The 13,521-nt window shown below is 55.8% G+C and carries 11 protein-coding genes and 1 pseudogene; 2 read left to right on the forward strand and 10 right to left on the reverse strand.

Features of this window, described 5'->3' with window-relative positions; translation table 11 throughout:
* Positions 1-294, forward strand: a pseudogene (locus NV64_RS24010) (pimeloyl-[acyl-carrier protein] methyl ester esterase); the annotation flags it as partial.
* 157 nt (positions 295-451) lie between these two features.
* Positions 452-721, forward strand: a complete 270-nt coding sequence (locus tag NV64_RS10845; RefSeq protein WP_233208964.1) for a DUF1471 domain-containing protein — start codon at positions 452-454, stop codon at positions 719-721.
* Positions 722-921: 200 nt separating this feature from the next.
* On the opposite strand, the gene NV64_RS10850 is transcribed toward NV64_RS10845, so the two are convergent.
* The 10 genes from NV64_RS10850 to NV64_RS23155 all read right to left on the reverse strand — a co-directional run bounded on the left by NV64_RS10850 (position 922) and on the right by NV64_RS23155 (position 13,449).
* Positions 922-2,610 carry an alpha-amylase family glycosyl hydrolase gene (locus NV64_RS10850; protein WP_056232561.1) on the reverse strand — a complete coding sequence of 563 codons (1,689 nt, stop codon included), beginning with the start codon at positions 2,608-2,610 and terminating at the stop codon, positions 922-924.
* Positions 2,611-2,947: 337 nt separating this feature from the next.
* Positions 2,948-5,278: a Tex family protein gene (locus NV64_RS10855; protein WP_101505904.1), complete on the reverse strand. Its 2,331-nt coding sequence runs from the start codon at positions 5,276-5,278 to the stop codon at positions 2,948-2,950.
* 104 nt (positions 5,279-5,382) lie between these two features.
* Positions 5,383-5,856 carry a transcription elongation factor GreB gene (gene greB / locus NV64_RS10860; protein ID WP_101505905.1) on the reverse strand — a complete coding sequence of 158 codons (474 nt, stop codon included), beginning with the start codon at positions 5,854-5,856 and terminating at the stop codon, positions 5,383-5,385.
* A 207-nt stretch (positions 5,857-6,063) separates the two neighbouring features.
* Positions 6,064-6,606 (reverse strand): fimbrial protein, encoded by a 543-nt coding sequence (locus NV64_RS10865; protein WP_101505906.1) that lies wholly within the window; start codon positions 6,604-6,606, stop codon positions 6,064-6,066.
* A gap of 75 nt (positions 6,607-6,681) precedes the next feature.
* Positions 6,682-7,206 carry a fimbrial protein gene (locus NV64_RS10870; RefSeq protein ID WP_101505907.1) on the reverse strand — a complete coding sequence of 175 codons (525 nt, stop codon included), beginning with the start codon at positions 7,204-7,206 and terminating at the stop codon, positions 6,682-6,684.
* A 63-nt stretch (positions 7,207-7,269) separates the two neighbouring features.
* Positions 7,270-8,283 carry a fimbrial protein gene (locus NV64_RS23150; protein WP_146005472.1) on the reverse strand — a complete coding sequence of 338 codons (1,014 nt, stop codon included), beginning with the start codon at positions 8,281-8,283 and terminating at the stop codon, positions 7,270-7,272.
* Between the two features lie 24 nt (positions 8,284-8,307).
* A complete protein-coding gene (locus NV64_RS10875; protein WP_101505908.1) occupies positions 8,308-10,893 on the reverse strand; it encodes a fimbria/pilus outer membrane usher protein in 2,586 nt (861 codons plus the stop codon).
* A 73-nt stretch (positions 10,894-10,966) separates the two neighbouring features.
* The gene (locus NV64_RS10880; protein WP_101505909.1) at positions 10,967-11,650 is read right to left on the reverse strand and encodes a molecular chaperone; all 684 of its coding nucleotides are present in this window, start codon (positions 11,648-11,650) and stop codon (positions 10,967-10,969) included.
* Positions 11,651-11,735: 85 nt separating this feature from the next.
* Positions 11,736-12,263 (reverse strand): fimbrial protein, encoded by a 528-nt coding sequence (locus NV64_RS10885; protein ID WP_101505910.1) that lies wholly within the window; start codon positions 12,261-12,263, stop codon positions 11,736-11,738.
* Between the two features lie 736 nt (positions 12,264-12,999).
* Positions 13,000-13,449: a hypothetical protein gene (locus NV64_RS23155; RefSeq protein WP_146005473.1), complete on the reverse strand. Its 450-nt coding sequence runs from the start codon at positions 13,447-13,449 to the stop codon at positions 13,000-13,002.
* Positions 13,450-13,521 lie beyond the last annotated feature (72 nt).

The following is a 13,521-nucleotide window of genomic DNA, read 5'->3' on the forward strand; positions in this document are numbered from 1 at the left end:
CTGGAACAGCCGGTGCCGTCGGTTGCCGTGCTCAACGGCGGGCTGGAGATCCTGCGCAGCATCGATCTGCGCGCGGCGATGAGCGGGCTGACGCTGCCGCAGCTGCGGCTGTACGGCGCGCTGGACGGGCTGGTGCCGCGGGCGATAGCGCCGCTGCTCGACGCGCTGTGGCCCGCCAGCCGCAGCCATCTCTTCAGCAAGGCGGCCCACGCGCCCTTTATTTCTCACCCCGACGCGTTCTGCGAGCAGGTTAGTGGATTCTGTAATCAGATTGATGTAATGGGCGTCAACTGAGAAAAAGCCATCCCATAAATTACGATAATAACGGTGCTGGCTGGCGCTTACGATATGACGGCCGATAATAGACAGCGTTGATGCGTTGATGCGTTGATGCGTTGATGCGTTGATGCGTAAACCTGATTCCGTTTGATTTCAGACCTAAGGAGAGGAAATGATGAAACGTCTTATCGTTACCGCAGCACTGTTACTGAGCGGCGCAGCGGCGTTTAACGCCGTGGCTGCCGAAGAGATCTCCCGCGAGCAGGCGAAAGAGATGAACCTGCAGACGCTGGGCACCATTGACACCACCAGCACCAGCTCGCCGATGGATGCCAAAGCCCGGCTGTCGAAAAAGGCCGACGAGAAGGGCGGGCGCTACTATGTGATTATCGCGGCCGACGAGCGTAACCGCACGCTGGCAATGGCGGAAGTGTACAGGTAACTCCCTGACAGAACGGGCGCTGGCCCGTTCACCTTGTCAGCATTATGGTTTTCATACTGGTTATCCCTGAACCCGTTTTTATATCGTTTGCCTGACCGCCTGACCGCCTGACCGCCTGACCGCCTGACCGCCTGACCGCCTGACCGCCTGACAGCCTGCGCACGTCACGCGCCCTGCCGGCATAGGTTGCTCATTACGCTTTACGCCTTCAGCCAGTAATATTCCCAGGGCGCCAGCAGCAGCGGTAGCGTGCCGTCAATGCGACTCCCGCCCGCCACGTCCTGCCAGTCATGCTCTTCCGGTAACGGGTAGCTCACCGTTTCCGCACTCAGATTAAACACGCACAGCAGCCGCCCGGCCGCAGCCGCGCCGCCGCGCCACAGCACCAGCAGCCGTTCATCGGCCTCACACACCTGCAGCGGGCTGTCCGGGTGGAAGGCGGGCTGGCGCATCCGTGCCTGAATCAGGGCGCGCAGCGCGTGAAAGGTGCGATGGCGCAGCGAGCCATCGTCGGCCAGCGCCTGCTCAATCTCTGCGAGATCATACTTCTGGCGGTTAATCGCCCGCGCGTAGCCGGCGGCGGTCACCCCTTCGCGGTCGTTGCGCGAGCCGAGCAGGCTCTGAATATAGACGGCCGGCACGCCGGGGAAGGCCAGCAGCAGCGCGTGCGACAGCATAAAGCGCCGCAGCCGCCGATCGTCATCGTCCGCCTGCTGATTCAGTGCGTCCATCCAGGTGACGTTGACCTCATACGGGCTGGTGCTGCCGTCCGGGTTATTTTTCCACGACACCAGCGCGCCCTCGGCGGCCAGATCGCGCACCAGCGTGACGATCTCCTCTTCGGGCAGGATGCCGCGCAGCGGGTTGAGGCCGATGCCGTCGTGGGAGGCAAGAAAGTTAAAGAAGGTGGTCGGGCTGCTGCCGGGCGTCAGAGTGGCGGCCCACTGGCCCAGCACGGTCGATGAGCCGGTGTGGATGGCGTGCAGTACCAGCGGCGGCAGCGAGAACTGATAGACCATCTGTGCTTCGTCGTCGCCGTTGCCGAAGTAGCGGATATTGTCCTGATGCGGCACGTTGGTTTCGGTGACGATCGCCGTGCCGGGGGCCACCTCATCGGCGATAGCGCGAAACAGCTTCACCAGCAGATGAGTTTTTTCCAGGTGGATGCAGGTGGTGCCGGGGGTTTTCCACATATAGCCGACGGCGTCCAGCCGCACGTAGTCGGCCCCTTTCTGCAGGTAGTCGAGCAGCACGCCGGCCATCTTCAGCAGCACTGCGCCGCTGGCAAAGTTCAGGTCGACCTGATCGCTGCTGAAGGTGGTCCACAGCAGGCGGATTTCGCCGCTCTGCAGGGTAAACTGAGTCAGCAGCGGCGAGGTGCGCGGACGGATCACCGCGCTGAGATCGGCGTTCGGCGGCATGCTGATAAAGAAGTCGTCCCAGCCCGGCTCCTGCGCCAGGTAGTGCTTAAACCACGCGCCGTGCGCCGACATATGGTTGCAGACAAAATCGAACATCAGCCGGGTATGGCGATGCAGTTCAGCAATATCCGCCCAGCCGCCGTAGGGCGGGTTAACCTGGTGGTAGTCGACAACTGAGAAGCCGTCGTCCGCCGACCAGGGATAGAACGGCAGCAGGTGCAGCAGCGTAAAGCTGCCCTGCAGGTGCTGCTGGCGGAAGCGGTTAAAGGCGCGCAGGGTTGGCACGCCCTCCTCGCGGAACTGATCGGCGTAGCTGATTAACACCACGTCCTGCTCGTCCCAGTGCGGCTTGCGCTGATGTTCGATGCCTTCGCGGGCATCATTAATGGCTTTCAGCAGCTGCTGCCGATGGCTGACGGAGAGGGTGGTGCCGTAGATCTGGTCGAGCAGGGCGGTGATGCGTTGCATAGTCAGTGAACCGACCTGAAGAGTGCGTAGGTTGATTTCACTGTAGTCTCTGGGGGAAAAATCGCCAATCTGGCAGAACAGAACAGCGGTGCTAACGAAGGCTTTTACCTGAAGTAGTGAATCACAGCGGCAAACGCATATCATGGATATGACAGGTATCACTGTTCAGAGCAGCCTTCGCGGCAAAGCAGCGGGGTATGTCAGCGGAATGGCTGAGCAACGTCAGCGGCAGCAGAGTGATAAGTGATAAGTGACAAGCGATAAGTGACAAGGGCGGATCCTGCGATCCGCCCTTTCTGGCAGCGATCAGATAAGCGGTGTTCTTACCTGAACGGGCTTAGCGTTTTTTCCCGAACGCCGCCGCCAGCGCGTCGCCCATCATGCTGTTACCGGCAGGCTGTGCCGCCGGGCGCGGCTTCGCGCCTCTGGCCGGACGGGCGTTATCACGGTTAGCCGGCGCGTTACCGCCGCCGCGCCGCGCGTTGCCTTCGCCCGGCTGCTCGTCCAGACGCATGGTCAGCGCGATGCGCTTGCGCTGCAGATCGACCTCCATCACCTTGACCTTAACGATATCCCCGGCCTTCACGACTTTGTGCGGATCGTCGATAAATTTGTCAGAGAGCGACGAGATATGCACCAGGCCATCCTGATGCACGCCGATATCGACAAAGGCGCCGAAGTTGGTGACGTTGGTCACTGCGCCCTCCAGCACCATACCCGCCAGCAGGTCGCTCATCTGTTCAATACCCTCGGCGAACTGTGCGGTTTTGAACTCCGGACGCGGGTCGCGGCCCGGTTTTTCCAGCTCTTTGATAATGTCGCTGACCGTCGGCACGCCGAAACGCTCGTCGGTAAAATCGACGGCTTTCAGGCCGCCCAGCGCCGCCGGGTTGCCCATCAGCGCGCTCAGCGCCTGCTCGGTGGCGGCCAGAATGCGCTCCACCACCGGATAGGCTTCCGGGTGGACGGTTGAGGCATCCAGCGGGTTATCACCCTGGTTGATGCGCAGGAAGCCGGCGCACTGCTCAAAGGCTTTCGGCCCGAGGCGGCCGACCTTCAGCAGCTGCTGACGGTTCTGAAAACGGCCGTTCTCGTCGCGCCAGCTGACGATATTCTGGGCGATCATTTTGCTCAGCCCCGCCACGCGGGTCAGCAGCGGCACCGAAGCGGTATTCAGATCGACGCCAACGCCGTTTACGCAGTCTTCCACCACCGCGTCCAGCTTCTTCGCCAGCTGGCTCTGGCTGACGTCGTGCTGGTACTGGCCGACGCCGATCGATTTCGGGTCGATCTTCACCAGCTCGGAGAGCGGATCCTGCAGGCGGCGGGCGATGGAGACCGCACCGCGCAGCGAGACGTCGAGGTCCGGGAACTCCAGCGCCGCCAGTTCGGAGGCGGAGTAGACCGAGGCGCCGGCTTCGCTGACGATCACCTTCTGCCCCTTCACCGCCGGGAACTGTTTCTGCACGTCGAGGTAGAAGCGCTCAGTCTCGCGGGAGGCGGTGCCGTTACCGATCGCCACCAGCTCGACGTTGTGCTTCTGGCACAGCGCGGCGACGCTGGCGGCCGCTTTGGCGGTCTGGCCGGTGTGCGGGTAGATGGTATCGGTAGCCACCAGCTTGCCGGTGGCGTCGACCACGGCCACTTTTACTCCGGTGCGCAGGCCCGGATCGAGGCCCATGGTGGCGCGCATCCCGGCCGGGGCGGCCATCAGCAGATCGTGCAGGTTGCGGGCGAAGACGTTGATCGCCTCATCTTCCGCGCGCTCGCGCACCGTACCCATCAGCTCGGTTTCGAGGTGCAGCAGCACCTTGATGCGCCACGTCCAGCTGACCACCGCTTTACGCCAGGCGTCTGCCGGGGCATTGTTCAGGCGCAGGTCAAGATGGCTGGTGATAATCTGCTCGCCGTGGCTTTCGCGCGGCGGTTCGTCAGAGTGCGGATCCGGGTTCAGCGCCAGCTGCAGCACCCCTTCATTGCGGCCGCGCAGCATCGCCAGCGCACGGTGGGACGGCACGCTGGCCAGCGCTTCGTGATGGTCGAAGTAGTCGCGGAACTTGGCGCCTTCTTCCTCTTTACCGGCTACCACTTTCGCCACCAGGTGGGCGTTCTTCCACAGATAGTCTCGTACTTTCGCCAGCAGCGACGCGTCTTCGGCAAAGCGCTCCATCAGAATATAGCGCGCGCCGTCGAGGGCGGCCTTCACGTCGGCTACGCCTTTATCGGCGTCAACGTAGCCCGCCGCCAGCTGCTCGGGGTCATGCTTTGGCTCGTGCCACAGCGTTTCCGCCAGCGGCTCCAGCCCGGCCTCAATGGCAATCTGCCCGCGGGTGCGGCGCTTCTGCTTATAGGGCAGGTAGAGGTCTTCCAGCTCGGTTTTGCTCAGCGTGCCGTTGATGGCGGCGGCCAGCTCGTCGGTCAGCTTGCCCTGATCGGCAATGGATTTCAGAATCGACTGGCGGCGATCGTTCAGCTCGCGCAGGTAGCTCAGGCGCGTTTCCAGCTGGCGCAGCTGGGTATCATCCAGCCCACCGGTCACTTCCTTACGATAGCGTGCGATAAACGGCACGGTATTCCCTTCATCCAGCAGGCGAACAGCGGCGTCGACCTGTTCTGCTCTGGCCTGCAGCTCGGTTGCAATAATGCGGCTCAGCGATTCATTCATCATGATGTTCTTTTATGGCTTAACAAACAGGGCATCAGTTATACGGACTGCCGCCGCAGATTTCCAGCGGCCGGGCCGCCGGATGCGTTGTAACGCGTGCTTTCAGACTATTTTACGTAGCTGATTTCATTCACGTACCACAGCGCCTCGCCCAGCGGCGTATGCACCGTCGCGGCATCGCCGACCTCTTTCTTCAGCAGCGCGCGCGCCATCGGCGAGTCGATGGAGATATAGTCGTTGCGGCCAAAGATTTCGTCGTAGCCGACGATGCGGAAGCGCTTAATCTCGCCGTCGTCGTTTTCCACCTCCACCCAGGCACCGAAGAACACCTTACCGTCCTGCTGCGGCGAGTAGTCAACGATGCGCAGCTGCTCCAGGCATTTAGTCAGGTAGCGCACCCGGCGATCGATTTCGCGCAGGCGCTTTTTATTGTACTGGTAGTCGGCATTTTCGCTGCGATCGCCAAGGCTGGCGGCCCAGGTGACCTTTTTGGTCACGTCCGGGCGCTCCTCGCGCCACAGAAAATCCAGCTCCTGCTTCAGCAGGTCGTAGCCTTCACGGGTGATCAGTTTGGTTTTCATGGTTAAGCCGTGGTTGCTTCGGGTAAAGCGCTATTCTGTGATCGCAGCGGGCGGGATGCAAATGGCGCATTAACCAGGCAGGGCGGCATTAGCCAGTAAGCCGGTTCGGTAGCGGTTTACAGAGGAAAAAAAACCGGGTCAGCAAAGAGCAGAACACCGCCCGGGGAACAACAGGATAAAACAGGGAACCGTGTGGACGGCAATGCGTTACTGATAAGTGAAATCAACCACCATAACGGCAGAAACTTTCCCACCTTGTGCATTACCGGTCGGTGTTTTCATTCGTGCGGCCAGCGGGAATGATGCTGTACCCGTGGGGGTATCCACATTCACCGTCAGGGTGCTGCCGTTAGAAATAATGACGCCGTTATCATTTTGTTTTGAGACTTCAACGGCCATGTTGGTGGCGGCGTCCACCGTTGCCGAATTGGCAAATAACGCAGCATCGTTGCTGTCCGGCGTGCCGGAGAACGTCGCAGTCACTTTTTGCGTTGCAACAGGGCAGTTAGTGAGATCCAGGGAGAACCCATGCCATGTCGGGTCGGCATCGCCACTGTTCTGAAAGCCGCCTCTGTCCAGTGAGCCAAGTGAAACCGGCTGGCCGGCCACCAGTACGGGGTTGACGGTGCAAGCCGCTGCCTGAATTCTGGCGCTGAGGTTGAGTGTGACGGAATCTGCCTGAGCGGACGAAGCAAATAGCAATCCGATGAAAGACAGGCCAATCAATGCGTTAGCAGGCATGATTTTCATGTTATTACCCTTATTTAACGTCGTAAAACGTCATTTTTTGCTGAAAAAATAGTGTGTTTTCTACAGATTAATTTTTTAGTTGTAGGTGAGGTTCATAATGACCGAAACCTCAACGGCACCTGTCTTTGCCCCCCCATTTTTACTGTATAAGCGGGCTCTGAGCGGAAAGATGGCCTGGTTACTGACATTCTTGTTGACGGACATGGTGGCAAGATTGCCGACATCAGTACTGGCTATGGCATTCTGTAACTGCACGGCGACGCCTGTCGCGTAACCGGTTCCGTTCTTGTTGGCATACATGGTCGGATTCAGGCTATCTGCGGTCCCTGAGAAGGCCGCCTTAATGGTGTTGGTGCCGCCCGGACAGTTGCTCAGGACAACATCCTGAGCCACATAGCCAGTAGCTGAGCCTGCACTGGCTAGGTCTGACTCTTTATGGTTCTGTCCAAGATCAATGTTATAGACAGCACCTACACCGGTTTGACAGGCCGAGGCGATGACTTTGCCATTCACCGTAATGCTGGTGTCGACCGCATAGGCAGCCAGCGTGCAGCAGCCGGACATCAGAACAGCAAGCATTCTTTTGATAACTGTATTCATTTAATTACTCCCTCAGCCCGACATTAACAGGCTATTCTGATAATCTATTTTCAGTTCATCAGTTTAGTTATAAGTAATGGTAGCGTACGAGATTGACTGGATATCACCAGTAGGAACGTTATTTGCCAGTGCATAATATCTGGCAGTCATCGGCACTGAATAGTTCCCGGTGACGTTCCCAATGTTATATTTCGTGCCTGTCTGAACAGGGGTGCCATTTCTTAATAACTGTATACCCAGACTTGATGCATTGCTGCTGCCGGATTTCAGATTCTTCAGTACGCCTTTGCTGTTATCTGCCATTGTTCCACTAAATTGCAGGGAAAGGTTTCGTGTACTTGGGCAGTTTATCGGAATACTAAAGGACTTATCCTTGGTTGTACTTCCGGCGGTTGCCAGTTTCGCCGTTTCAGCTGTATCTAAGTTGACCGTAATTGCGGACTGCGTAACCGTACATGCCTTAAGAGGAAGCGTAATGTTAATACTAGTTGGGCTGATAATGCGCCATCCTCCTACGACATAGCCATAGTTATTCGCAGAATATAAAAACATAGTGTAGTTAACGGGGTACAGCTGTCCGCCATTGGCTATTGTACCCGTTTTAACCAGCTCAACGGTTGCGGTTCCTGCGGGCGCAGTGCCTACTCCACCTGCATAATTATACGTAGAGCTCTTATAGTTTGGCGTGGCAGAAAACTTCCCCTGGTTTACTTTCATGCGATAAGAAAGTCCGCCTATGTTTGTAGGGAACAGCGTCGCTCCAATACCATAAGGTTGATACGTAATATACTCCTCATAGACACTCATACCTCGGGCAGGCTCACAGATATTGCTAAATGCCGGCCAGCTTAATGAATATTGACCTGCTACCTGTCCAACCGCGACGTCCGGATTTATTTGCAGGGATGTAACCGAACTGGTCACGGTCAGGTTCACCGGGGGTGTCGAACAGGCTGCCGACTGGGCAGAATAGCTGAGCACACCCAGTACCACAACGCCGATACCTGCTGATTTCCATCCGGACAATGCTGATGTTCCACTATTGCGAGTGCTGATTTTTTTCAGATTCAGAAACATATCTATTCCTTACTGCGGTATGCCTTAATGGCACTGCGCATCAATATTCGTAATTCCCTGCGGTTTATCCGGCAGGTTGTAATTTACCTGGCACTGTTCATCCGCACCATTGCCCCATTTCACCAGCAGGTTGCCATGTTGCGCCATACCAGTAAGGAACACCTGCCCCTGTTCGCCGACGATATAACCGTCACCGGTTTTACTGGCCTTATTCGTCACTACCGCACCAAATGGCACCGGAGAGCTTCCGGCACGTGTCAGATTCATCAGCACGCGATAGCCAACGCTGGTCTGATAGTTGGCCCGCACCACCGCACCCCGGGTGGGGATAACCGTCTGGTTGGTGATCGCCACTTCAACTTCATCACCGAAGGACTGCGTATCCAGGGTGATTTCGTTTTTGCGATAAGGGCTGGCATAAGGCACTATCGCATAGCCACGCGCGTCTGTTTTCACCCCCATCTGACCCTGAACCGCGATGCCTGCCGCATCCGGAGCGGCGACCAGTGCAATGGTTTCGCCCAGCGGCTGACCCAAAGTGACGCCATTCTGGTGAACAATCAGGCCGCCGCTCACGCCATAATTCAGGCGCTGGTTGTTCTGGTCATAGCTGTAGCCACCGTTGACGTCACCATAGGTGCCGCGCAGGTTCGCGTTGACACTGCCGCTGTTGCCCAGACCACCGGAGGTATAACCTTCCTGTACGCTCCAGCTCAGATTTTTCTGTTCAAGGGTCGTACCACTCATACTGACGCTCTGGCTGGTCTTTCCCTTCTTGCTGGTGTTCAGCATATAACCGGCATACGTTGATGAGTCTTTCGGGCCAAATACACTGAACGGAATGCTGACATTTACGGAAAGCAGTTGATCTTCGTCGTATGATTTGCCGTTGGTCGAGCTGTACGCATTGCGGTTATAGCTGTAGTTAATGCCATAACTGATGCTGTTCCAGGCGCTGTTATACCCCACGCCATAGGACTCCAGCGTCTTACCCGCGTTGTAGTAATCCTCACGTAATGCGCTCAGCGATACGCTGCCGGCTGTATCGCCCAGCTGCTGCGACATCGTTAACTCTGCACGGTTACGACGGCGCTCAGATAAGGGTGAATAACCGGTATCACGCCAGGTATCCAGTACCTCCTGCAGACCCCAGAACCCTTCCGTAGCGTAGCGGTAGCCGGCAATCGTAAAGTTAGTGCCTGTTTCCGCGAAGTTCTTGCTGTAACGCATACGCCATGACTGTCCGTTCTCTGGTGTCTGATCCTTCATGGTTGACCATGCGTGGGTCACGTCTGCTGACACGGCCCCAAAGTCGCCAAGGTTTTTACCCACACCCAGTGCCAGAGACTTGTAATGGCTGGAGAACTGACCGCCACCGTATAGCGTGAAACCTTTTGGCAGGCCGTAGATGGCGGTTGCCTGGGTCAACGGTGTCTGTTCAACGCCGTTGTCATAAGTGCGATACACACCGCTGGTGATGCCATATTTTAAACGTCCCTCTCGCTGTAGTACGGGCAGGGAGGCAAAGGGGATCACCTGATGCTGTTCGCTGCCATCGGACTCCGTAATGGTGACGTTCAGATCACCGGAACCGCCAGTAGGGTACATGTCGGTGATTTCAAACGCCCCAGGCGACACGTAGTTTTCGTAAATCACGAATCCATTCTGGCGAATGGTTACTTTGGCGTTGCTGCGGGCAATTCCGCGGACTACCGGGGCATAGCCTTTCAGGGAGTCCGGTAGCATATCGTCGTCAGAACCCAGCTCCAGACCACGATAGGAAATGCTGTCAAATACGTCCGACGGGGTCGAGCTGTCACCGGCTTTAAACTGACTTTTTAACGCAATAATGTCACGCTGGGCGTAGGTATAGACTGTCTCCCAGCTGCTTTCACTGGCGTTCTCCTGGCCGTTTTTGTTTGAGCGACTCCATGTGGTGTAGTTGCGTACACGCCATGGGCCAACGTTAATGCCCGGACGCAGGTTAATGAACTGGCTTTCACTGTTCTTCCCTTCTCCCTTTCTGGCAGAGTTATTTGAGCCAGTGGCGCTGTAATTAAGCAGGAAAGCAGGGATCCCCTGATCCCAGCTCGCCGGATCTACCCAGCCGCGCGCCGAGTTGTTCACTGCCGACTGCGGGAAACTGAGCAGCAGCTGCTGGCGACCAAAACGGAAGTCACTGAAGGCCTGCGGTATCGCTGAAATATTGGCGCACTCGCTGCCCGGAGCACCAAGATCCGGGAAAGCCGAGGTGATCACCCCCCAGCTTTGCAGGGTATCCACAGGCAGACACGGCAGCAGCATTTCCTTGCCACTGGCGTCTTTGCCCATGCGAAATTCGACGTCGCGGGACTCCATCTTCTGATCGTTGAGATAGATCTCCACGTTATAGGTGCCTGGCAGCTGTCCACCCTGGGTTTCAAAAGCCGAGAGATCAACGGGACGTTCGTTCGGCGCACCTAATTCCAGCAATGCCGGGTTAAAATAGTCCCGCTCCTGCGCCTGTGCCTGGGTCACTACCCCGGTGGAAAGTGCCAGCTGGGCGGCGACAAAACAGGCCACCTGGCTTACACGCAGCTGCAGATTGTTGTTTTGTTTATTGTTCTTCATTCTGAGGTTCCATAGAACAAGGTTGATGCTGACACTTCCTGACTGATGGCAGTGTTTATTGCTATCCAGGGTATTACTGGTCTTTGCCGTGTTCGGCACCGGTGCCGCCGTAGTCGCTGATCAGTTTCCAGGTGACGTCACCTGTTGCGCCTGCAGCATCGAAGGTCGCGGTGCTCATTGGTGCCACCCAGGTGACATCTTTCAGTTCACGTCCGCCGACCTTCACTTGCTGGAAATTCATGTAATATGCCGTCGGGTTGGTGACCGTGAGCGTGTTGCCGGTCTGGTTCCACGTCAGACTTTTAGTGACGTTTTCCGGTATATCTTTTAAGCCCTGCGGGCGGTAAATCAGCTTGATACGTGTTTTCACGGCGATTTGTAAGGTGTTGGCATCCTCGCCTTTGCTACCGGTTGGGATGGACTTCACATTCAGCCAGTACAGTGATTCACGATCTTCCGGCAGATTGCCGCCGGTGCGAACGACGCGCAGCATGTTCTGCTGATTACCGTCCAGACGAAACAGCGGTGGGGTCACGACAAAGGGCGCTTTTTCAGTTCCACCATTTTGGGTTTCCGCCCAGGACTGAATAAGGAAAGGCCCTTTATCCGAATTGATGATGTTGAGTGATTCTTCCTTTTTTCCCCCGTCGTAAATCAAACGAGTACCGCCAATGGTGACACCTCCCGCTTCCGTTGCCTGAGCGGCGGCGGTGGTCAGTAACATCGGGAGAATGAGAGTTTTAAGGGTTAGTTTCATGTCAGAAATGACTCCGCAGAAAAAAGCTGGCCGAAGCCAGCCTGAACGATGCCTCCCGACGGGGACCGTCGAGAAGCGCAACTAATTAGTTGTAAATAATAGAGAAGTTAGCAACGCTGTCAGCAGGACCTGCGGTTACGGTCGCTGCGGTAGACTTGTAAGCAGCGGCAAACGGCAGGGTGTTGTCACCGGATACCAGCGGATAAGACTTGGATGGGGTGTGCAGTGCGATTTCAGTGCCAACATCATCATAAAGCTGGATGCCTACGCCAGTAGCGATGCCAACACCGGCAGTCAGCGCCAGCAGATCGCCGTTGGTGGCGTCAGATTTACCGTCGAAGTTCACTGAGGCTGCAGTAGCAGAAGCCGGGCAATTGGTCAGAGCAATGTCGAAGCCCATTTTTGCTGTAGTATCACCAGCGGCCTGGAATTCGTTGCTGCCGTAAGTACCCAGTTGAACATCCAGTGGATTAGTAACGGTGTTAACGATGGTGCAAGCCTGATCGGTGATCGCACCTTCAAAGTTAACCTGGCCTGCGCCACCCGCGATAGCCTGAGCAGCAGAAAGGGAAGCAGCAGCAACCAGAGCAACAACAATAAGATTCTTTTTCATTAAAAAATTCCTTCGATTAATAGTGTTTGGTTTATTACGGCACTAATGTAAATCTCAGCACGGCCATTGTTATAAATGGGTATTCCGTTTAATCGAGGAAATATTTTATATTTCCAGTGGAAGCGTAGTCTGAGAGTTAAACAATCCGTTTTACTGACTGGCCTTGCCGTGTCAGTGAGCAAATAATAGTGATTTGGTGTCCGGCTAACAATAAGACAAAACGTGTGGAGGTGTAGTCCCTGTCCTACATCATCAGCCATTTAACAGGAAGGAACGGTTTTTCTTTTTGTGGAGTGGTGATTGTGATGGATTAATGTCCGTAGAGGGTCGTTATTTTTTTTGGAAGGTAATGGTTGTTCTCATCGTTGTAATGGTGATGTATGAAAACGATATTGCATTAATGGGGCCTGCAATGGCTGGAGGACCTGGCCTGTAGTGAGCTAATCTTAACAGATGAAGGTTGGACGGCAGAGAAGGACAATCAATGGTTACAGGTGAAAGATAACGGACAAAGGGCGGACAGTTGGTGGAAGACAGAGGTCAGTGAAACCTCTATTTTTGACAGATATCCGTGGCGAGGGATGACAGGGTGGGGTGTGGCCTCATCTTGTTCGCTCCAGGCAGGAATGGCCAGAGCACAAGGAGCAGGCCTCAGACTTTAATTTGCTCTGTGTTACACCACAAAGCAAAGTAAAGCGGATCATAATGTTCCTTTGCCTTAATACTGTGTTCTCTCTCAGTGAAGCCGTGGATGGAAGAGTTGTGGGCGTAAGGTCTCTTGCGGCGCATACATCATCCAGTGCATCAGGCTCAGTAACACGCTCAGCGGCAACGATTTCGTCACGGCAATATTAATACCGGCAATGCGGTAGACTTCTTGCAGACTGATGGTGTTTTCATCCATCAGCAGAATGATTCTTCCTTCAAGCTTCTCCGATAATCTGCGTAGCGTGCAGATATCAATAGATGCATAGCCGGCCTCAATAATCAGCATGTTGGCAGGATGCTTATTCATATATTTTTTTAACTCAGCTATCGATCGTGCTACACCACAAAGTCGCCATCCTGCGTAGCTGGCACATAATTCATCAATGCCCATGGCGGTATAAGTGCAGGAAGACATAATAAAAATATGCTTCTCTTCAATTACCTGCGGTGACAGGTCGGAATGATATCTGTTCTGCATAGCCCCTTCCTTCTGTTTATTGCCAGAAAGCCACCTTCCTGCTGCAGAGTTTACTCTGGCATTTGTCGTCTC

It is taken from the genome of Erwinia sp. B116 (assembly GCF_002865965.1).
In the GTDB taxonomy this organism is placed as follows: domain Bacteria; phylum Pseudomonadota; class Gammaproteobacteria; order Enterobacterales; family Enterobacteriaceae; genus Erwinia.

Bases quoted from the DNA above. Each gene is read 5' to 3' on its own strand.
- NV64_RS10845 (WP_233208964.1), top strand. From the start codon at position 452: ATGATGAAACGTCTTATCGTTACCGCAGCACTGTTACTGAGCGGCGCA.
- NV64_RS10850 (WP_056232561.1), bottom strand. From the start codon at position 2,610: ATGCAACGCATCACCGCCCTGCTCGACCAGATCTACGGCACCACCCTC.
- NV64_RS10855 (WP_101505904.1), bottom strand. From the start codon at position 5,278: ATGATGAATGAATCGCTGAGCCGCATTATTGCAACCGAGCTGCAGGCC.
- greB (WP_101505905.1), bottom strand. From the start codon at position 5,856: ATGAAAACCAAACTGATCACCCGTGAAGGCTACGACCTGCTGAAGCAG.
- NV64_RS10865 (WP_101505906.1), bottom strand. From the start codon at position 6,606: ATGAAAATCATGCCTGCTAACGCATTGATTGGCCTGTCTTTCATCGGA.
- NV64_RS10870 (WP_101505907.1), bottom strand. From the start codon at position 7,206: ATGAATACAGTTATCAAAAGAATGCTTGCTGTTCTGATGTCCGGCTGC.
- NV64_RS23150 (WP_146005472.1), bottom strand. From the start codon at position 8,283: ATGTTTCTGAATCTGAAAAAAATCAGCACTCGCAATAGTGGAACATCA.
- NV64_RS10875 (WP_101505908.1), bottom strand. From the start codon at position 10,893: ATGAAGAACAATAAACAAAACAACAATCTGCAGCTGCGTGTAAGCCAG.
- NV64_RS10880 (WP_101505909.1), bottom strand. From the start codon at position 11,650: ATGAAACTAACCCTTAAAACTCTCATTCTCCCGATGTTACTGACCACC.
- NV64_RS10885 (WP_101505910.1), bottom strand. From the start codon at position 12,263: ATGAAAAAGAATCTTATTGTTGTTGCTCTGGTTGCTGCTGCTTCCCTT.
- NV64_RS23155 (WP_146005473.1), bottom strand. From the start codon at position 13,449: ATGCAGAACAGATATCATTCCGACCTGTCACCGCAGGTAATTGAAGAG.